The organism is Brevibacillus porteri (assembly GCF_003013475.1).
Taxonomy (GTDB): domain Bacteria; phylum Bacillota; class Bacilli; order Brevibacillales; family Brevibacillaceae; genus Brevibacillus; species Brevibacillus porteri.
On the sequence record NZ_PXZO01000011.1, the window covers coordinates 226,849 to 250,702 of the forward strand.

At 47.5% G+C, this 23,854-nt stretch carries 4 protein-coding genes; all 4 read left to right on the plus strand.

Going from position 1 to position 23,854, the window contains the following annotated elements; all coding sequences use genetic code 11:
• The first annotated feature begins 3 nt into the window (after positions 1-3).
• Positions 4-19,467, plus strand: a complete 19,464-nt coding sequence (gene tycC / locus C7R92_RS09020; protein WP_106833988.1) for a tyrocidine non-ribosomal peptide synthetase TycC — start codon at positions 4-6, stop codon at positions 19,465-19,467.
• An 83-nt stretch (positions 19,468-19,550) separates the two neighbouring features.
• A complete protein-coding gene (locus C7R92_RS09025) occupies positions 19,551-21,332 on the plus strand; it encodes an ABC transporter ATP-binding protein (RefSeq protein WP_106833989.1) in 1,782 nt (593 codons plus the stop codon).
• A 2-nt stretch (positions 21,333-21,334) separates the two neighbouring features.
• On the plus strand, positions 21,335-23,134 hold the full coding sequence (locus C7R92_RS09030; protein WP_106833990.1) for an ABC transporter ATP-binding protein: 1,800 nt from the start codon (positions 21,335-21,337) through the stop codon (positions 23,132-23,134).
• Positions 23,131-23,838, plus strand: coding sequence for a 4'-phosphopantetheinyl transferase family protein (locus C7R92_RS09035; protein ID WP_106833991.1), 708 nt, complete (start codon positions 23,131-23,133; stop codon positions 23,836-23,838). The genes C7R92_RS09030 and C7R92_RS09035 overlap by 4 nt, the downstream gene beginning before the upstream one ends.
• The last annotated feature ends 16 nt before the right edge of the window (positions 23,839-23,854 follow it).

The window sequence follows — 23,854 nt, forward strand, 5'->3', positions numbered from 1 at the left end:
AGAATGAATAAGCAAGAGAATATTGCAAAAATTTACCCGTTAACCCCATTGCAAGAGGGTATGTTGTTTCATGCTGTCAAAGATACGGACAGCAGCGCCTACTGCCTCCAGATGTCCGCAAAGCTCCAAGGTGATTTTCACCTGCCCATTTTTGAAGAGAGCATGAACAAGCTCGTAGAGAACAATGAGGTTTTGCGCACTGTGTTTGTTTATCAAAACCTGCAGCGACCTCGACAGGTTGTTTTTAAAGAGAGAAAAGTTACCGTTCATTTCGAAAACATTGCGCATTTGTCAATAGATGATCAGAACGAATACATAAAAGCGTATACCAGCCAGCATCATACATTTGAGCTGACGAAAGACATCTTGATGAAAGCAGCCATTTTCCAAACGGGGGAGAACCAATATCAGTTCGTTTGGGCATTCCACCATATCATCGTCGACGGTTGGTCTTTGGGCGTGTTGCTCCATAAGCTACTCGGGTACTATGCCGCAATTCGTAAAGGCGAGGCTGTTCCGCGAGAAGCGACCAAACCATACAGCGAATACATCAAATGGCTGGATAAGCAAAACAAAGAAGAAGCACTTACTTACTGGCAGAACTACCTGGAAGGCTATGACCATCAGGCTGATTTCCCTAAAAAGAAGAATGTAGCGGAAGATGGCCATTATGTCCATGTGGAGAATCTTTTCACCGTCGCACCTGAGAAGACTCAGCAGCTGATGCAGATTGCCAATCAGAATCAGGCTACGATGAGCAGCGTGTTTCAATCTCTGTGGGGTATTTTGGCGAGCAAGTACAAAAATTCGGACGATGTGGTATTCGGTTCGGTTGTGTCAGGTCGTCCGCCAGGAATCCAGGGGATTGAGAGCATGGTTGGATTGTTCATTAACACGATTCCAACCCGCGTGCAAACGAATAAAAAACTAACCTTTAGTGGGCTGCTAAAAACAGTTCAGAAGCAAGCCTTGGCTTCTGCTTCTTATGATTTCGCTCCGCTGTACGAAATTCAGAGCAAGACGGTACTGAAACAGGAGTTAATCGATCATTTGGTAACGTATGAAAATTACCCGGATAGTGGCTTGAATGATCTGGAAGATTCCTTAGGCTTTCAATTCAACGTGGAAAATGGGGAAGAACAGACCTCCTATGATTTTAACGTTGTAGTAGCGGTCGCACCTTCGAATGAGATGTATGTGAAGTTGAGCTATAATGCATCGGTTTATGAGGAGTCATTCATGAACCGAGTAGAAGGGCACTTGAAAACGATCATTGAGCAGGTCATTCACAATCCGAATGTACTGCTTGAAGATATCGGAATCATCACGGATGAGGAAAAACAGCAATTGCTGGTAGCTTATAACGACACGACCGCCGATTATCCACGCGACAAAATGATTTTCGAGCTGATCGCGGAGCAAGCAAGACAGACGCCTTCGAAAGTTGCGGTTGTTTGCGGTGAAGATCGCTTTACTTATCGGGAGCTTCAGGAGCGTTCCAACCAGTTGGCCAGAGCTCTGCGTGGGAAAGGAATTACCCAAGGCAGTATCGTCTCCATTATGGCGGAGCATTCACTCGAGCTAATCGTGGCTATTATGGGAGTTCTAAAATCAGGCGGCGCCTATTTGCCGATTGATCCCGAGTATCCGATAGAGAGAATTCAGTATTTACTGGATGACAGTCAGACGACGATTCTCTTGACACAGTCTCATCTTCAAGAAAAAGTCGAGTTTGAAGGTGACATCCTCTACCTAGACAATCCTTCCATGTTTGAAGGAGACAGTACAGATCTTGACACAGCATGCACACCGGACGATTTGGCGTACATGATCTATACTTCCGGGTCCACGGGGAATCCAAAAGGCGCGATGATTACCCACCGAGGTCTAGTCAATTACATATGGTGGGCTAACAAGGAGTATGTCCAAGGGGAAGCTGTAGACTTTCCGCTATACTCTTCCATTTCGTTTGATTTGACTGTCACCTCGATCTTCACGCCGCTTCTGTCAGGCAATACGATCTATGTCTACAGAGGAACAGATAAAGTACAGGTCATTTTAGACATCATCCAAGATAATCAAGTGGGAATCATCAAGCTGACGCCTACACATTTGAAGCTCATTGAAGAAATAGATGGAACAAACAGCAGCATCCGACGGTTTATCGTCGGTGGTGAGAACTTGCCAACCCAATTGGCGAAGAGAATCTATGAGAACTTTGGACAGAATGTCAAGATTTTCAATGAGTATGGACCTACCGAAACGGTTGTGGGCTGCATGATTTATTTGTATGACCCTAAAAAACCCATCCAGGAATCGGTACCAATCGGAGTCCCTGCAGACAATGTCCAGCTTTATTTGCTCGATTCCTCTATGCAGCCAATACCCGTTGGCTCCATTGGCGAGATGTATATATCTGGAGATGGCGTAGCCAAAGGATATTTTAATAGACCAGATCTGACTCAGGAAAAGTTCATCGATAATCCGTTCCGTCCGGGGACCAAAATGTATCGAACAGGCGATCTGGCGAAATGGCTGCCCGACGGCAATATGGAATACTTGGGAAGAATCGACCATCAAGTCAAAATTCGTGGGCATAGGATTGAGATGGGCGAAATTGAGACGCGTTTGACGCAGCATGAATGGATCAAGGAAGCTGTCGTCATCGCTGACAAGGATGACAGTGGTCAAAATGTGCTGTATGCCTACATTGTTTCCGAGCAGGAGTTGACCGTATCGGAGTTGAGAGAGCATCTGGGAAGTACACTTCCTTCCTACATGATCCCGTCCTTCTTTGTCCGTTTGGAGGAAATTCCGCTGACAGCCAATGGAAAAGTAGAGCGGAAGAAATTGCCGAAGCCTGACGGTGCAGTTGTAACGGGAACAGCGTACGTTGCTCCTCAGAATGAAACGGAAACAAAATTGGCTGAAATTTGGCAGCAGGCCCTGGGGGTTAGCCGAGTAGGCGTTCACGATCATTTCTTTGATTTGGGCGGACATTCACTGAAGGCTATGACAGTCATCTTTCAAGTCTCTAAAGCGTTGGAAGTGGATTTGCCAGTAAAGGCACTGTTCGAGAATCCGACCGTATCTCAGCTCGCTGCTTTTATCTCGAGATCGGGGAAAAGCAAGTACACAGCCATTCAACGGGTTGAGGTAAAAGAATTTTATCCCGTATCTTCTGCTCAAAAAAGAATGTACATCCTTCAGCAATTTGAAGGAAGTGGCATCAGCTATAACATTTCGGGAGCAATGTTGCTGGAAGGAAAGCTGGATTACAATCGTTTTGCTAGCACGGTCCAACGACTGGCGGAGCGCCATGAAGCCTTGCGCACCTCCTTCCACCGTATCGATGGTGAGCCTGTACAGAAAGTGCATAATGAGGTAGAAGTACCAACCCTGATGCTGAAGTCAACGGAAGACAAGGCGGAGCAGATCATGCGCGATTTTGTCCGTCCATTTGATCTCGGAACAGCTCCGTTGATTCGAACAGGCTTGGTCAAGTTGGGCAAAGACCGTCACTTGTTTCTGCTCGACATGCACCATATCATCTCGGACGGTGTTTCATCCCAAATTTTGCTGAGTGAATTTGCCAAGTTATACCAAGGGGAAGCCTTGCAGCCTCTTTCTCTCCAATACAAGGATTTCGCTGCCTGGCAAAATGAGCTGTTCCAGACGGACGTGTACAAGAAGCAGGAGCTCCACTGGTTGAATACGTTTGCTGATGAAATTCCTTTGCTCAATCTGCCGACTGATTATCCGCGTCCAACCATTCAAAGCTTTGAAGGGGATCTTGTTCTTTTGGACACAGGCAAAGAATTGACAGAGCGTTTGCGCAAGGTAGCAGCAGATACAGGTACAACCCTGTATATGGTCTTGCTTGCGGCTTACCATGTACTGCTGTCCAAGTATTCCGGCCAAGAGGATATCATTGTGGGTACGCCTGTCGCTGGTCGTTCTCATGCCGATGTGGAAAACATCATGGGGATCTTTGTGAATACGTTGGCCATGAGAAATCATCCTGCGAGCGACAAAACCTTTACCCGCTTCTTGCAAGAAGTGAAACAAAATGCGCTAGCGGCCTATGACAATCAGGATTATCCATTTGAAGAGCTGGTGGAAAAGCTGGCCATTCAACGTGACATTAGCCGAAATCCTTTGTTTGACACCATGTTTTCTTTGGAAAATGCGAATCAGCAGTCGCTGGAAATCGAGCAGCTGACAGCAGCTCCGTTTGAGATATTTAACAAAATTTCAAAGTTCGATCTTGCTTTGAATGCGAGTGAATCGCAATCTGACATTCAATTCCAATTCGCATTTGGAACGAAGCTATTCAAGAAAGAAACCATCCAAAGGATGGCCCATCATTATCTGGAAATCCTGCGTACCCTTAGTGCACAACCGAATGCCAAGTTAGCAGAAATCGACATGATGACAGAAGCAGAAAAACGTGCCCTCATTCTGAACGTCAACGATACTTTTGTCGAACGTTCCGCTGATCAGGTTTTGCACCAATTGTTTGAAGAGCAAGTATTGCTTACGCCCGATCAAGTAGCTGTATCCTATGACGGATACACCTTAACCTATCGACAGTTGAACGCCCGAGCCAATCAAGTAGCTCGTTTGCTGCGGAGCAAAGGAACGCAACCAGATACGTTGATCGGAATTATGGTAGACCGTTCTATCGGGATGGTCGTGAGCATGTTGGCCGTGTTAAAAGCAGGTGGCGCGTATACGCCAATTGATCCTACTTATCCGCCAGAAAGAATCCAATACATGCTCAGCGACAGCAAAGCTCCGATTCTACTGACACAACGTCATTTGAAAGAAACAGTAGAGTATGCAGGAGAAATCATCGACGTAGATGATGAAGCGATTTATGCAGGTGACGACACCAATGTTGACCATGTCTCTGGCCGGGATGACTTGGCCTATGTCATCTATACATCTGGATCGACCGGAAATCCCAAAGGGGTTATGATCGCGCATCAAGCGATTTGCAATCACATGCTTTGGATGAAGAATGCCTTCCCACTGACTACAGAGGATGCTGTCTTGCAAAAAACGCCGTTTTCCTTCGATGCTTCCGTATGGGAATTTTATTTGCCACTGATCACAGGGGGACGCCTGGTCCTTGCAAAGCCAGACGGACATCGTGACATCGAGTACATGACTCGTATGATCAGCGAGGAGAAGATCACGACTTTACAGATGGTTCCTTCCTTGCTGGACCTGATCATGACCGAACCGGCATGGAGCTCTTGCACGAGCTTGCAACGCGTTTTCTGCGGTGGAGAAGCATTGACACCTGCACTTGTTTCGCGCTTTTACGAGACTCAAACGGCACAGTTGATTAACCTCTATGGCCCAACCGAGTCCACGATTGATGCGACATACTGGATTTGCCCTCGTTTGCCGGAGTATGGCGCGATTCCCATTGGCAAACCGATTGATAACGTCCGTTTGTACGTCGTAAATGCGAGCAACCAGCTCCAGCCTGTAGGGGTTGCAGGGGAACTGTGCATTGCTGGCGATGGTTTGGCCCGCGGCTACTGGAATCGTGAAGAACTGACAACAGCCAGCTTCATTGACAATCCGTTTGAACGGGATAGCAGGATGTACCGTACTGGCGACATGGTCAGGTACCTAGCCTGCGGCAACGTGGAATATCTCGGACGCATCGACCATCAGGTAAAAATCAGAGGCCACCGGATCGAACTGGGTGAGATCGAAGCAAGGCTTTTGCAGCATGAATGGATAAAAACGGCCATTGTCCTTGCTCGTCCAGATGAAAAAGGGCAAAACAACTTGTACGCCTATATCGTTTCCGATCAGGAAATCAAGACAGCCGACCTGAGAGCTTACATGGCTTCCCATTTGCCATCGTATATGGTTCCTTCTTATTTTGTTTATTTGGAGAAGCTGCCGCTCACGGCAAATGGCAAGGTAGATCGCAAAGCATTGCCTCAACCTGAGGGAGCATCTTCATCTGAAACCGTGTATGTAGCGCCGCGCAATGAAGTGGAAGCCACGCTCGCAGATATTTGGCAAAGTGTACTTGGCGTGAACGAAATCGGGATCCACGATCATTTCTTCGAGTTGGGCGGACACTCTTTGAAGGCGATGAACGTCATCTCTTTGATCCATCGCACCCTTCAAGTAGATGTGCCGTTGAAAACACTGTTTGAATCGCCTACGATCGCTGACTTGTCGTTATACATCGCGACTGCTAGCAAAGGCAAGTATACGACGATTGAACCTGTCCAAAAGCAGGAGTATTATTCGGTGTCTTCTGCACAAAAGAGAATGTTTATTCTCCGACAAATGGAAGGTGCAGGCATCAGCTACAACATGCCGGGCATCCTGTACATCGATGGCAAGCTGGATACAGCGCGTTTGCAGCAAGCGCTCAAGAGTCTGGTGAGACGTCATGAATCTCTGCGTACCTCGTTCCACTCCATGAAAGGAGAGACTGTTCAGCGTGTACATGAAGATGTCGAGCTGGAAATCTCGTTGATGGAGTCAACAGAGGGAGAGCTTAAACAAATCGTCGAGCAATTTATTCAACCGTTTGATTTGGAAAAAGCTCCTCTGATTCGCGCTGGACTGGTCAAACTGGCTCCGGAACGCCATCTTTTCATGCTGGATTTGCACCATATTGTGGTGGATGGTGTATCTATTGGCATTCTTGTTCAAGAGCTTGCTCAGCTTTACCACGGGGAAGAGCTGCCAGAACTGAGCATTCAGTACAAGGACTTTGCCCATTGGCAGAATCAATGGTTCGAGAGAGAAGAGTTTGCTGCGCAGGAAGCCTATTGGATCGATACTTTTACGGGAGAAATTCCTGTATTAAATCTTGCAACGGATTATCCGAGACCTTCTGTGAAAAGCTTCGAGGGTGAGCGATTTGTTTTCAGCTCTGGTGCCCTTTTGAAAAAAGAATTGAATCGACTTGCCCATGGTACAGGAGCTACGCTCTACATGGTTCTGTTGGCTGCCTACAATGTACTTCTCTCCAAATACGCTGGACAAGAGGACATTATTGTTGGTGCGCCTACTGCTGGCAGGTCCCATGCAGAAACGGATTCGATCATCGGTATGTTTGTCAATACACTGGCTTTGCGAAACGAGCCTGTGGGGGATAAGACCTTCCTTAGCTTTTTGGCAGAAGTGAAAAACAATACGCTGAAAGCCTTTGAGAATCAGGATTACCCACTGGATGAGCTGATCGATAAGCTGAACATTCAACGGGATCTGAGCCGCAATCCTTTGTTTGACACCGTATTTATCTTGCAAAATATGGATCAAAAGCCGTTCGAAATGGAGCAACTGACGTTTACACCTTATATGGCAGAAGTGAATCAGGCTAAGTTTGATCTGTCATTAGAGGCGTATGAAGAAGATGAGGACATTGTCTTTAGTCTTGATTACTGCACCAAATTGTTTACACGAAAAACGATTGAAAAAATAGCGGCACATTTCATCCGAATCCTTCATGCCGTTATTGAGCAACAAGCCATTACCTTGTCTGAAATCACGATGCTTTCCGATGAAGAAAAGCATCGCTTGTTAGTAGAATTCAACCATACGCATAAGGAATATCCGCAGAACAAGACACTCCATGAGCTATTTGAGGAGCAAGTGGAAAAAACACCACAGGTTGCTGCGGTTGAAATCGGCGATAAGCAGATGTCCTATCACGAATTGAATGAGCGAGCAAATCAGCTTGCCGTTACCTTGCGTGAACGGGGAGTAAAGGCTAACCAATTCGTAGGAATCATGGCAAACCGTTCTGTGGAAATGGTTGTGGGAATCATGGCCATTTTGAAAGCAGGTGGAGCCTACGTGCCGATCGATCCTGAATATCCGGAAGATCGTGTAGCCTACATGCTGGAGGATTGCGAAGCCCGTCTCGTGCTTACCCAAACACATCTTGGAGCTAAGCTAGCTTCTAGTGTGAGCGTGGAATGCTTGTATCTGGAGGAGGAGAAGAACTATTCTCCCAACCGTTCGAATCTCGAGCCGATTCAAACCGCTTCCGATTTGGCTTATGTCATCTACACATCAGGGACAACAGGCAAGCCAAAAGGAGTAATGATCGAGCATCGTGGCATTGTCAACAGCGTGTTGTGGAAGAAAGAGGAGTATCAGTTTAGCGTCGATGATAGAAGTCTGGTGCCCCTATCCTTTGCGTTTGATGCCTTTGTTCTTTCCTTCTTTACACCGATCCTTTCTGGTTCAACCGTCGTCTTGGCGGAGGATGCTGAAGCCAAAGACCCTGTATCTCTCAGAAACCTCATTGCAGCTGCGAGATGCACCCAAATGACATGCGTGCCAAGTTTGTTCCAAGCTATATTGGAATGCAGTTCTGCTGCGGATATCAGTTCTCTACAAACGGTCACACTTGGGGGCGAAAAAGTATCTGCTCAGCTCGTTGAGAAGAGCAATCAGCACAATCCGCAATTGGTCATCGTCAATGAATACGGTCCGACTGAAAGCAGCGTCGTCGCCACCTGGCAGCGAATTTCGCAACTGGATTCTGCGATAACGATCGGACGTCCCATTGCTAATACCAGCATCTATATCGTGGACAAATTCCATCAGCTACAGCCAATCGGCGTCGTCGGGGAAATTTGCATCGGTGGCCACGGTTTGGCACGTGGATATTGGAACAAGCCGGAACTCACAGCAGAGAAGTTCGTTTCTCATCCTTATTTGGAAGGCGATCGCATGTACAAGACTGGCGATCTTGGAAAGTGGCTCCCTGACGGAACGATTGAATTTGTCGGTCGCTTGGATGAACAGGTAAAAGTAAGGGGATATCGGATTGAAATCGGCGAGATTGAGTCGGTTATGCTCTCCTTTGAAAAGCTGACTTCGGCAGTTGTGATTGTCCATGAGGACCAACAGGGCCAATCGTCGCTTGCTGCTTATTACACGGCAGAAGAAAAGCTTGAAGTCTCGAATCTGTGGTCGTATCTGTCTCAAAGCTTGCCGTCTTACATGATTCCTGCGCACTTGGTCCAGCTCGATCTTCTCCCGCTTACGCCTAATGGAAAGATCGACAGGAAAGCCTTGCCAAAACCAGAAGGCAGACCTGTAACGGGAGCAGAATATGTGGCGCCAGCAAGTCCTGTGGAAAGCAGTCTGGTAGAGATTTGGGAACGTGTGCTTGGGGTAAACGACATTGGTGTTCTCGACAACTTCTTCCAGCTAGGTGGGCATTCCTTGAAAGCCATGTCGCTCGCCGCACAGATCCATCGAGAGTATCAAGTCGAGGTTCCACTCAGAGTACTCTTTGCGACACCTACCATCCAGGCATTGGCCCAGTATATCGAGACAAGTGGAAAAGACACACATGTACCGATTCAGCCTGTACCGTTGCAAGCGTATTATCCTGTTTCCTCTGCACAAAAAAGGATGTTTGTCCTGCGCCAGTTTGAAGGCACCGGCACAGTCTATAACATGCCAAGCGTGATGTATATCGAAGGCGATCTGGATCGTGCACGCTTTGAAACCGCGATACATGGGCTAGTTAATCGACACGAATCGTTGCGAACATCCTTCCACACAGTGAATGGCGAGCCTGTTCAGCGTGTACATGAGGCAGTCGAACTGGATGTGCGCTATGAGGATTTGACGGAAGACCAAGTCGAGCAAACCATCGAAGCATTTGTGCAAGCATTTGATCTACAGAAGGCTCCGTTGTTGAGGGTCGGACTCTTCAGCTTGGGAGGGAAGCGACATCTCTTCCTGATGGATATGCATCACATCATTTCGGATGGAGTCTCTGTCGGAATCATCATGGAAGAATTCTCGAAGCTGTATCGGAACGAAAATTTGCCAGAGCTTGCTGTTCAATACAAAGATTTTGCTGTCTGGCAGACTGAGCTGTTCCAAACAGACATCTATACAAAGCACGAGAACTACTGGTTGAAGTCCTTCGCGGGTGACATTCCGGTACTGAATCTGCCTGCCGATTATTCTCGTCCGATGGTTCAAAGCTTTGAGGGAGATTGCATTTCGTTCCAAACAGACAAAACGCTGATGGACGATTTATACAAGCTCGCTCATGAGAACCAAACCACGCTGTTTATGGTCTTGCTAGCGGCTTACAATGTGCTCCTTTCCAAATACAGCGGCCAAGAAGACATCGTAGTGGGAACGCCGATCGCTGGCAGATCTCATGCGGATGTAGAAAAAGTCTTGGGGATGTTTGTCAATACATTGGCTTTGCGTAACTACCCTGACGGAACGAAATCGTTCCAGGCATTTTTGGAAGATGTCAAACAGAATACGCTGCAAGCATACGCCCACCAGGATTATCCGTTTGAAGCACTGGTCGAAAAACTGGAAATCCAGAGGGATCTCAGCAGAAACCCGCTGTTTGACACCATGTTTATTTTGCAAAACCTGGACAAAAAAGCTTATGAGCTGGATGGGCTGAAATTTGAAGCCTACTCCGGAGATGGACAGCAAGGCAACGCCAAATTCGATCTCACACTGGAAGCGCATGAAGATGAGACAGGAATTCATTTTGGTCTCGTGTACTCCACGAAATTGTTCCAAAGAGACACGATTGAAAGAATGGCAGGTCATTTCCTCCAGGTGCTGCGAGGAGTCATTGCAGACCAAACATCGGCGTTGCGTCAAATCAACTTGCTCGGTGAGGAAGAAAAACACCTTGTAACTGTTGCATTCAACAATACGTTTGCCGCGTATCCACGCGAAGGCACGATTCAAGAGCTGTTCGAGGAGCAAGTGGAAAGAACGCCCGAGCATACGGCAGTTGTGATGAACGAACAGATGCTGACGTATCGGGAGCTGAACCAAAAAGCGAATCAGATCGCAAGTGCTCTTCGCCGTGAGGAAATCGGGAAGGATTCCGTGGTCGGACTGATCGCAGATCGTTCTCTCGAGATGATCACAGGCATAATGGGGATCATCAAAGCGGGAGGCGCCTATTTGGGGATTGATCCAGAGCATCCATCCGAGCGCATTTCTTACATGCTTGAAGATGGCGGCGTGAAGGTTGTCCTTGTTCAAAGACATCTGTTGCATCTCGTCGAAGAAGGTCTCATTCCAATCATTTTGGAAGACGAGAGCCTGGAGAAAGAAGATGCCAGCAACCTAGCTAATTTCAATGATGCCAAAGACTTGGCCTATGTGATGTACACGTCGGGTTCAACGGGCAAACCAAAAGGAGTCATGGTCGAGCATCGCAATGTCACCCGATTGGTGAAAAATACGAATTACGTTCAAGTACGCGAAGAAGATCGCATGATTCAAACGGGCGCTATTGGCTTCGACGCCATGACGTTTGAGATTTTCGGAGCTCTGTTGCATGGTGCTAGCTTGTTCCTGGTTACCAAGGATGTTCTGTTGGATGCGGAGAAGCTGGGCAGCTTCCTGCGAGAGAATCGGATTACAACGATGTGGTTAACTTCACCACTGTTTAACCAGCTTTCGCAAGATAACCCGGCGATGTTTGATGGCTTGCGTGCGTTAATCGTCGGTGGCGAAGCACTGTCTCCGAGACACATCAACAAAGTTAACAGCGCCCATCCCGCTCTGGAAATTTGGAACGGATACGGCCCGACAGAGAACACTACTTTCTCTACATGCTATTTGATTGAGAAGGAATTCGAAGACAATATTCCGATTGGGAAGCCGATCACGAACTCCACTACGTATATCGTGGATCGCTACAATCAGCCGCAGCCAATTGGGGTGCCGGGTGAATTGTGCGTAGGTGGAGACGGGGTAGCCAGAGGTTATTTGAACAAGCCAGAATTGACTGCCGAGAAGTTTGTTCCGAATCCGTTTGTTTCTGGTGAAAACATGTACCGCACAGGGGATTTGGCGAGATGGAAGGCGGATGGAACAATCGAGTATTTGGGACGTATCGACCAACAGGTAAAGATCAGAGGCTATCGGATCGAGCTTGGGGAAATCGAGACCGTTCTCACCAATCTGGCAAAGGTAAAAGAAGCTGTCGTTACGGTGATGGATGATACGAACGGCCAAAAAGCTCTTTGCGCTTACTTTGTTCCAGAAACGGAACTCGACGCATCAGAGTTGAGAGAAGCGATTTCCAAAGAATTGCCTAGCTACATGGTGCCAGCCTTCTATGTCCAAATGGATAAACTGCCTTTGACTGCAAACGGAAAGCTCGATCGAAGAGCATTGCCGGAACCAACTGGTGATCGGGTTCAAAGCTCCACATATGTCGCTCCACAAAATGCGACTGAGACGAAGCTGGCTGAAATTTGGCAAGAGGTACTGGGTATTCATGCGATAGGTATTCACGACAACTTCTTTGAACTGGGCGGACATTCCCTGAAAGCCATGAATGTGATCACGCAGGTGCACAAAGCATTTCAGGTTGAGCTTCCGTTAAAAGCACTGTTTGAATGTCCTACGATCCATGAACTGGCTGGGTATATCGCCGCGAGTGAGATTGAACAGTTTGAGACCATTGAACCAGTAGAGCAAGCAGATTATTATCCAGTCTCGTTCGCACAAAAAAGAATGTACATCCTGCATGAGTTTGAAGGAAGCGGGATTAGCTACAACGTGCCAAATGTGCTGATAATAGATGGCCATCTGGATTACGAACGCTTTGAACATGCGATCCGAACACTGGTAAAACGACACGAATCCTTGCGAACATCCTTCCATTCGATAAACGGGGAACCCGTACAACGAGTACATGAGGATGTCGCACTTCTCATCGGTATTTCCGAGGCAACAGAAGACCAAGTAGAGCAACGCATTCAGGAATTGGTCCAGCCGTTTGATCTGGAAGTGGCTCCGTTGTTCCGGGTTGACTTGATCAAACTGGGAGCAGAACGACATTTGTTCTTCATGGATATGCACCACATCATCTCGGATGGCGTTTCGCTTGCAGTCATCGCCAAGGAGTTTGCGAGCTTGTACGAAGAAAAGCAGCTCCCTGACATGCGCATCCAGTATAAAGATTTTGCTGCTTGGCAAACGAAGCTGTCCCAGTCTGAGCGTTTCCAAAAACAGGAGGATTATTGGACGAATGTCTTTGCAGGGGAGATCCCGTTACTCAACCTGCCAAATGACTTCCCAAGACCTACTGTTCAAAGCTTCGAAGGCGACACAGTAGCGATCGGTACAGGAAATGAATTGCTTGTGGAATTAAGACAACTCGCTGCAAATACAGGCTCTACACTGTTCATGGTGCTTTTGGCAGCCTACAATGTGCTGCTGTCCAAATACGCAGGACAGGAAGAAATCGTAGTCGGCACACCGATCGCAGGTCGATCCCACGCAGATGTGGAACGAATCGTCGGCATGTTCGTCAACACGCTTGCTTTGAAAAATGTGGCAGGAGGCAACCTGACCTTCCGCGAGTTTTTGGGTGACGTGAGACAGAATGCGCTACATGCGTTTGAACATCAGGATTATCCGTTTGAACATCTCGTAGATAAGCTGCAAGTGCGGCGCGATCTAAGTCGAAATCCACTGTTCGATACGATGTTCAGTCTGGGGCTTGCGGACTCATCTGCATTAGAAATTGCAGGACTCAACATGTCTCCTTACCCGGTAGATGGAAATATCGCGAAATTCGATATCGCTTTGGATGCGATGGAACAACAGGATGAGCTTCTCGTGCAGTTCAGCTATTGCACGAAGTTGTTTGCAAAAGAATCGATTGATCGCATGGCAACTCATTACGTCAACCTCCTAAAGACGATCATCGCGAATCCAGATAGCAAGCTGGCAGAGTTCAGTGTTTTGTCAAAAGATGAGATGGAGCAAATGCTGCATGATTTCAATGCAACAAAAGCCGCTTATCCAACGAATAAAACATTCCAGGAGCTATTCGAAGAGCAGGTCGAAAAAACACCGAACCAGGTAGCTGTCATCTTCGAGGATGAACAGCTAACGTATCGGGAGTTAAATGAAAAAGCAAACCAGCTCGCACGTGTTTTGCGCCAAAAGGGAGTCAAGCCAGAGAGCACGGTCGGCATCATGGTAGACCGCTCGTTGTACATGGTAGTAGGAACGCTCGGTATTTTGAAAGCCGGCGGCGCCTACGTTCCGATTGATCCAGACTATCCATTGGAGCGTCAAGCATTCATTTTGGAAGATAGCGATGCGAAGCTGTTCCTTACCTTGCAAAAGTTGAATACGCAGCTTGCATTCCCTCACGAGACTCTCTATCTGGATGCAGAGGGGCTGTATCAGGGAGAAGCGAGCAATCTAGAGCCTGTGGCACTGCCGGAACACGCGGCTTACATCATTTATACTTCTGGTACGACTGGCAAGCCAAAAGGGGTCGTGATCGAACACCGGAGCTATGCGAATGTCGCGTTTGCCTGGCAGGATGAGTATCACTTGGACACCTTCCCGGTTCGCTTGCTGCAAATGGCGAGCTTCGCCTTCGACGTATCGACTGGCGATTTTGCCAGAGCATTGCTCACAGGAGGGCAGCTGGTCATTTGCCCGAATGAGGTTAAAATGGATCCTGCTTCCTTGTACGAAATCATCAAGCGGTATGAAATCACTATTTTCGAAGCGACACCAGCTTTGATCATGCCATTGATGCATTACATTTACGAAAACAAGCTCGACATCAGTCAGATGCAGCTCCTGATTCTCGGAGCAGACAGTTGTCCAGCAGAAGACTTCAAGACTTTGCTCACGAGATTCAGCCATTCGTTACGCATTGTTAACAGTTATGGGGTAACAGAGGCGTGCATCGATTCCAGCTATTACGAAGAAACCGATGTCTCATCCATTCGCTCGGGAACGGTACCGATCGGAAAACCGCTGCCAAATATGCAGATGTATGTGATGGATCAACAATTGAATCTTCAGCCTGTTGGAGTCGTGGGTGAGTTGTGCATCGGTGGAGCAGGGGTAGCTCGCGGTTATTTGAACAGACCTGATCTGACACTGGAGAAGTTCGTACCGAATCCTTTCGCGCCAGGTGAGCTGCTGTATCGCTCGGGTGATTTGGCGAAGTGGCGCGCGGATGGCAATGTGGAATTCTTGGGTCGTAACGATCATCAAGTGAAAATCAGGGGTGTCCGTATCGAGCTGGGTGAAATCGAGACACAGCTACGCAAGCTGGACGGAATCTTGGAAGCAGTTGTCATCGCAAGAGAGGATCACAGACAAGAAAAGTATTTATGCGCGTACATGGTGGCAGAGCACGAGATCGACACAGCACAAGTACGCCAGGAATTGCTAAAAGATTTGCCTCAAGCGATGATTCCATCGTATTTTGTAACGCTTGAAGCGCTGCCGCTAACCGCAAATGGGAAGATCGACAGACGTTCCTTGCCGGCGCCAGATGTATCCATGCTTAGAACGACGGATTACGTAGCACCTCGTACGGAGTTGGAAGCGCAATTGGCCCGCGTATGGGAGCAAGTGCTGAATATGGAGCAAGTAGGGATTCTGGATGATTTCTTTGCAATTGGCGGTCACTCCCTGCGTGCGATGAGTGTGATTTCGAGCATGCATAACGAATATCAAGTCGATATTCCGCTTCGTGTTTTGTTCGAAAAACCGACGATTCAACAGTTGGCTGCACACATCGAAGAGACAGCAAGAGGATATGTCATTTCGATTCAACCAGCACCTGCGCAAGAGTATTATCCTGTTTCATCGGCTCAAAAGCGCATGTATATCCTCCATCAATTTGAAGGGGTCGGTATTAGCTACAATATGCCTTCGACCATGCTGATCGAAGGGAAGCTGGAACCGGAACGATTAGAGACAGCGTTCAAGCAGCTGATAGAGCGACATGAGAGTCTTCGTACGTCTTTTGCCGTTGTAAATGGAGAACCTGTTCAGAAGGTTCACGAGGAAGTTTCTTTTGAACTTTCGTATACAACGATCACAGAAGACCAGGCACAAGAGGTCCTTTCAACCCTCGTTCAGCCATTCGATCTGGGAGTAGCGCCGTTGCTTCGCGTCCGTCTGCTGCAAATCGGAGAAGATCGTCATGTGCTCTTTACCGACATGCATCATAGCATTTCCGACGGTGTATCTTCTGGTATTCTCCTGACAGATTTAGTGCAGCTGTACCAAGGGGACGTTTTGCCAGAACTGCGAATCCAGTACAAGGACTTCTCCGTATGGCAACAGGAGCTTTTCCAATCCGATGCTTTCAACAAGCAAGAAGAGCACTGGGCACAAGTGTTTGCAGACGAAATTCCAGTACTAAACCTGCAAACGGATTTCACCCGACCAAGCATTCAAAATTTCGCAGGGGATCAGTTTACCATCGGAACGGGTAAACAACTCATGGAAGGCTTGAACCAGCTGGCTCGAGAAACGGGAACGACGCTGTACATGGTGCTCCTTGCGACGTACAACGTACTGCTTTCCAAGTATTCCGGGCAGGAGGACATCATCGTCGGTACGCCGATTACAGGCAGATCCCATGCTGAATTGGAACCAATCGTCGGTATGTTTGTAAACACATTGGCGATGAGAAACAAGCCGCATGCTGGGAAAACATTCACCGAGTTGTTGCTGGAAGTCAAGCAGAATGCATTAGACGCTTACGCTCATCAGGATTATCCGTTTGAGGAGCTGGTGGAAAAACTCGACATTCCGCGAGACTTAAGCAGAAACCCGCTCTTTGACACTATGTTTACTGTGCAGAACAACACGGATGATTCCATCGATCTGCTCGGATTGACACTTGCTCCTTTCATGACTGATCAGGCTGGCAACCATTCCAAATTCGATTTGACGCTGATTGCCACAGAAGAGCGTGAAGAGATTAGCATTGGCGTGGAGTACAGCACGAGCTTGTTTACGAGAGAGACGATTGAACGGTTAAGCAACCACTTCATGGCTATTGCCCAAATCGTTGTGCAAAATCCACATATCCGCTTGAGTGAAATCGACATGCTCAGGGCGGAGGAGAAGCAGCAAATTTTCGAGCATTTCAATGATACAGCTGTCAGCTATGTACAAGACAAAACGCTGCATCAATTATTCGAAGAGCAAGTTGCGAAGACGCCAGATCAGGAAGCTATTCTCTTCAACGGTCTGTCACTGACGTACAGCGAGCTCAATGAACGAGCCAACAGACTGGCAAGAGTTCTGCGCACCAAAGGAATTGGACCTGATCGTCTTGTAGCAGTCATGGCGGAGCGTTCACCAGAGATGATCATTGGCATCCTCGGTATTTTAAAGGCAGGCGGTGCGTATGTTCCGATCGATCCGGCGTATCCGCAAGAACGCATTCAGTACTTGCTGGAGGACAGCGACGCAGCACTGCTTCTCTGCCAGTCTCATCTGTCAGAACTATTGTCTCGCGTGTCGAGCGGGCTTGATTGGCTCGATCTGAACGCAGAGCATGAAGTCGAAATGGATGGCGCCAATCTCGCATCACTCAATCAACCGACTGATCTTGCCTATGTGATCTATACATCGGGGACGACCGGTAAGCCGAAGGGCGTCATGATTCCACATCAGGGAATCGTCAATTGCTTGCAGTGGAGAAGAGATGAGTATGGATTCGGACCGGGAGACAAGGCGTTGCAGGTATTCTCTTTTGCCTTCGATGGGTTTGTAGCCAGCTTGTTCGCTCCGCTTCTCGGTGGTGCTAGTTGCGTCTTGCCGAGAGAGGAAGAAGCCAAAGATCCGGTAGCGCTGAAAAAGCTGATTGCCTCAACGGGAGTCACACATTATTACGGGGTACCGAGTCTGTTCCAAGCGATTTTGGATTGCTCAACCGCTGCAGATTTCACTCCTCTGCGTTGCGTAACATTGGGAGGCGAGAAACTACCTGCGCAGCTTGTGCAAAAAACGAAAGAAAAACATCCAGCAATCGAGATCAACAATGAATACGGTCCGACCGAAAACAGCGTCGTCACTACCATCTCTCGTTCGATCGAAGCAGGGCAAGACATCACGATTGGGCGACCGCTAGCCAATGTACAGGTTTACATCGTAGATACACAACATCACTTGCAACCGATCGGCGTAGTGGGAGAGCTATGCATCGGAGGACCCGGACTTGCAAGAGGTTATTTGAATAAATCAGAGCTCACACAAGAGAAGTTCGTTCCGAATCCGTTTGTGCCAGGAGAGCTCATGTACAAAACAGGTGACTTGGTGAAATGGCGGACAGATGGCACGATCGATTATATCGGTAGGGCTGACGAACAGGTGAAGGTGAGAGGGTACCGCATCGAGATAGGGGAAATCGAGAGCACCATACTTGCTTACGATGGCATCGATCAAGCAGTGGTGGTTGTGCATGAGGATGACGTAACGGCCGGACAGTATCTTTGCGCGTATCTTGTTCCAGCAGCAGAGGTATCCGTTTCTGAGCTGAGAAGGCATCTGGCGAAGGAACTGCCTGCGTACATGGTTCCAAGCTATTTTGTCCAGTTGGATCAACTGCCGCTTTCGGCCAATGGAAAAGTGGATCGCAAAGCGTTACCGAAGCCACAGTCATCAGATGCGACCACACGTGAGTTCGTGGCACCAAGAACTGCGACTGAGCATCAATTGGCATCCATTTGGCAGGAAGTTTTGGGAATCGAACCGATCGGCATCACTGACCATTTCTTTGAACTGGGTGGACATTCCTTGAAAGCAACGCTGCTGGTTGCAAAGGTGTATGAGTACATGCAGATTGAATTGCCGTTGAACCTCATTTTCCAGCATCCAACCATTGAGAAGGTAGCGGATTTCATCACGAACAAGAACTTTGAGGGCAACTCCGGAAGAGCCATTCTCTTAAATGAAGAGACGGCTAGAAAGGTATTCTGCTTTACGCCAATTGGTGCCCAGAGCGTCTATTACCAGAAGCTTGCTGATGAAATCAAGGGCGTTTCCCTGCATAGCTTTGATTTTATCGAAGAAGACAATCGACTTGAGCAGTACATCGAAGCGATCGTGGCGATTGATCCAAAAGGTCCGTATACGCTCATGGGATATTCATCAGGAGGCAATCTAGCGTTTGATGTTGCAAAAGAACTGGAGAACCAAGGATATGTCGTGACCGACCTCATCTTGTTCGATTCATACTGGAAAGACAAGGTGATGGAAAGGACTCTGGCGGAAACAGAGAGTGACATTGCCCAGTTATTTGCCGAAATTGGAGAAAACATCGAGATGTTCAACATGACACAAGAAGACTTCAATTTGTACGCTGCAAATGAATTCGTCAAGCAAAGCTTCATTCGAAAAACGGTCAGCTACGTCATGCACCACAATCAACTGATCAATACGGGTGCAACGAACGCAGAGATCCATCTCATTCAATCAGAGCTGGAATCGGGTGAGGAAGATCTAGTCGCAGTCAAATGGAATGAAGCCGCTTGGGCACAGGCTACGAAACGACTGATGACGTACGAAGGGTACGGAATCCACTCCAGAATGCTGGGAGGAAATTACGTGTCGATGAATGCCTCCATCCTCCGAGACATCCTGCAAGAGCTGTTCATTCTGAAATAAGGTCGCGGCTTTGTGATGATTCCCCTTGGGAACACGTTTTCCAAGGGGAGTTCATCCATTACATCCTTGGAGAGGAGCAGCACATGATTTTTACCAAGCAAGCTCAGCACAGAAAGAAAGCGCCCGTGTTTGGCTGGGTACTCTCATATGTAAAGCCTTATCGAGGTTGGGTCATAATCTGTATCATTGCCTCGCTTCTTGTGGCTGTGGCAAACATTTGGATGGGAATCCTGATCAAAACCATGGTCGAACATACGAACAACTTCGACAAGCTGGTCAGTATTGCTCTCATCATTTTTTGTCTGACCATCGTCGGTTTTCTCTCAAAATATTTCATCACGTATTCGGCAGCTAGATTCAGTTCAAGAGCCATGAGAGATTTGAAAAACAGCATGGCTTCTCATCTCGAAAAAGTTCCCATGTCCACTATGGATAAATATCATTCCGGCGATCTCGTTTCTCGCTTAACAACAGACGCCCAAATCTTGCAAAGCTTTTTGCAAAAGCATTTTTTCCAGCTTTTTTATTTGCCAGTTGTTTTTGTGGGAGCTCTTGGATTGTTGTTGGCGATCAATTGGAAGTTAATCATCTTCAGCGTCGCAATCCTTCCCGTCGCCATCGCTATCACAGGGTGGATGAGCAGACCGCTTCAAAAATATTCGGAGCAAATGCAGGACCATCTGGGTCAAACGAACGCCATCGCTCAGGATACGCTTTCCGGGATTCACATGGTCAAAGCTTTTCAATTGGAAGGCGTTCTGTATCGTAAATACCATGCGGGTATGAAGCACGTATTGAAAAATGCGTTCCAGGCAGAGAAAAAACGCGCGTGGATGACAGCACCAGGGATTTTATTGTTTTCTTCCCCAATCCTGTTTTTTGTCGCTTATGGTGGGTACTTGATTCAGGCGGGAGAATTGGATCTGGGCAGCTTGGTCATCTTCAGCTATTTGCTTCACTTTATTATCGAACCACTTTCACTCGCACCCGTTTTGTTTGCCCAAGTACAAGAAACATCAGGTGCGGCAAAGCGACTGCAAGAAATTTTTACACAGCCAGTCGAACAAAATGATCAGCCTGCAATTCCTGTTGATCCAGAGGCGATTCCTGTACAGTTTGAAAACGTTACGTTTGCCTACGATCAGGCAAGGATTCTTGATAACGTTAGCTTTACGTTACATCCGAGCAAGATCGTTGCGTTAGTAGGTGCCAGCGGGAGTGGAAAGAGTACCATCATGAAATTGCTGTGCGGGTTTTATCCAATGGAGCCGGGCAACGGAAGACTGAATGTTTTCGGGCATTCCATGACTGATTGGAATATGACGGACATGCGGAGCTATCTTTCCATGGTTTCTCAGGATACGACGCTATTCCCCGTGTCTATTGCAGAAAATATCTCGTATGGACGCATTCAGGCGACACAAGACGAGATCATTGCAGCGGCAAAAGCGGCCAATGCGCATGACTTCATCATGGAGCTGCCGCAAGGATATCAAACAAAAGTGGGAGAACGAGGCTCTCGTTTATCCGGAGGACAGAAACAGCGTATCGCGATTGCCCGAGCGATTTTGAAGGACGCCCCGATTCTTCTGCTGGATGAACCAACGTCTGCCTTAGATACAGAATCGGAAGCTTTGGTCCAGGAAGCGTTGGAAAATGTGATGGAAAATCGGAGTGTTCTCGTCATTGCTCATCGACTGTCTACGATAAAAGACGCGGATGAAGTGCTTGTTTTGGAGCAAGGACAAATTGTAGAACGAGGTACACACTACGATTTGCTTGCACAAGGCGGCGTTTACACCAGATTGTATCAAAAACAGTTTGCCACAGAGATGCACAGCACGCTGGCTGCAGGGGGGGTATAGGCATGTTCATCCAGAATTTGATGCGGGAACTACTTCAACTGCTGTCGTTTATGAAATCGAAAAAGCGAGCGTATATTTTGGGACTCGTGGGTGACGGAATCGGTCAAGCAGCTGTATTGATATCTTTACCTTTCGTGTTCAAGGATCTGACGGATTTTGCGAACACAAAAGACCCTGCTTTATTAACGAGAGCGATTGCCACCATGGCTCTGATGTTCCTCTTGCTGAGCATATTTTCTCCATTTTTTAGCTACATCTATCGACGATGCGTCCGCGAGCTCATTGCCAACATTCGGCTTCATGTCTATCAACGTTTGAGCAAGCTGCCTTTCGATTATTATGAGCAGCACCATTCGGGAGATACGATGTCGAGGCTGGGCAACGATGTTGTCCTCATGGAAAACGCGTATGCTGAGCAATTGAAAACGTTAAGCATCATCCTGCTGTCACTGATCGGCTCGATCATCGGGATGTTTGCGATGGATTGGAAAATTGCCGTCGTCCTGTTGCTTGTAAGCGCATTGACTCTTTATGTGAATACGCTGTTTGCCAAGTCAGTCCGGCGCATTGGAGACCGAATGCAGAAGCAGATGGGAATGGGGACAGAAAGATTAAACGATTTTTTGTCAGGGTTGCCCATCATTAAAATGTTCCATTTACATAACGTTGTCACCGCACGTTACATGGAAGCAAACGAAGAAGTAGCTTCGTCTGCGATCAAGCAAGGGCATAAACACGGATTATTGGAAGGGACCAATTTTTTCATCCAATTCTTAAGCTTCGGGGGAATGCTTGTTTTTGGCATCATGATGGTATCTAAACAAATGATTGGGTTGGGTGTGCTGGTCGCTTTGGTTCAGCAACAGATGCTTGTGACACTGGCATTTCTCCAGCTTGGCCAAGTCATCACAGCGTTACAGAGCTCGCTAGCAGGCGCTTCTCGGGTCGTCGATTTTCTGAATGAACCTCTCGAACCAGAAGAGTATCAGAAGAGCTCCGACAAATACCAGCCATGCGAAAGTATGCTGAAGTTGGAGCAGGTCGTTTTCGGATACACCGAAGCTACAAACGTGCTGGATGGTGTTTCGTTGCGAGTCGAGCAAGGACAAATGGCTGGGCTAGTCGGAACGAGTGGAAGTGGAAAAAGCACCGTCATGAAACTTCTGTTGGGGTATTACCCACCTGCGAGCGGCTCTCTTTATTTACTGGGTAAGCCCATGGGAGCCTATTCTCTTGCAGAAATTAGAAGCTTGATCTCGTACGTGCCTCAGGATGCCTTTTTGTTCGAAGGAACCATCGAAGACAATATCCGTTACGGCTGCCTGGATGCTTCGGAAGAGGATGTCATCAAAGCAAGCAAAGCAGCGTATGCGCATGATTTTATTATGGAACTGTCAGATGGTTACCAGACAAAAACAGGAGAACGCGGTGCCAAGCTATCTGGCGGACAGCGTCAGCGAATTGCCATTGCCAGGGCCATCCTAAAAAATGCGCCGATTCTTCTACTGGATGAAGCAACCTCCGCTTTGGATGCAGAATCGGAATATTGGGTGCAGCAAGCATTAACCGCACTTATGAAAGATAAAACGGTACTTGTCATCGCTCATCGCCTGTCGACTGTAGAGTATGCCGATGTGATTTACGTGATGGATCAAGGAAAAGTCATCGAGCAAGGGCGCCATGTAGAGTTAATGGAGCAAAACGGCACGTATGCCAAATTGTATGAAGTGCAGCAAAGAAAGGATCGAGCAGAACAAGTTAGTGGCCTTGAACTGACAGAAAGAAGAGTGAGTGCTACGTGATTGCCATTTACACTTTGAAATGTCCAGCTGTCATGGAGAAAGAGTTATTCAACCGATTTTTGCAAGCACTACCCGAAGAGAAGAGGGAACGGATCAACCGTTTCAGAAATCCGGCTGATTCCTATCGGGCGTTGCTCGCGGACATGCTCGTACGCTCTCTCATTTGTGAAGCATACTCGATTTCCAATGATGAAATCGAGTATGACTACAATGCATACGGAAAACCTTTTTTGAAATCATTTCCCAACTTCTGCTTTAACGTCTCACATTCCGGAGAATGGGTGGTCTGTGCCACGCATGATTCGCAAGTGGGGATTGATGTGGAGCAAATATGTCCGATTGACTTGGATATTGCCACTCATTATTTTGCACCAGCCGAAGTAGAAGATCTCTTGGCAAAACATCCGGATGAACAGCTTCCGTATTTCTTCGACCTTTGGACCTTGAAGGAGAGCTATATCAAAGCAAGAGGCATGGGACTGTCTATTCCACTACAATCATTCGCCATTAGAAAAAAACTAGACCAATCGATTACGATATCGCAAAATGATTCGCGCGATGCTTGGGCATTTCATCAGTATGAGATCGATCCAGGCTATAAATTGTCAGTATGCGCGACTACCAATCAGTTTGCTACTCAAGTCGTCATGAAGGATTTACAAGATTTGTATCAGTCCATTTTTCATAGAAAGATATCGAGGTAATTACGTAATAAAGAAA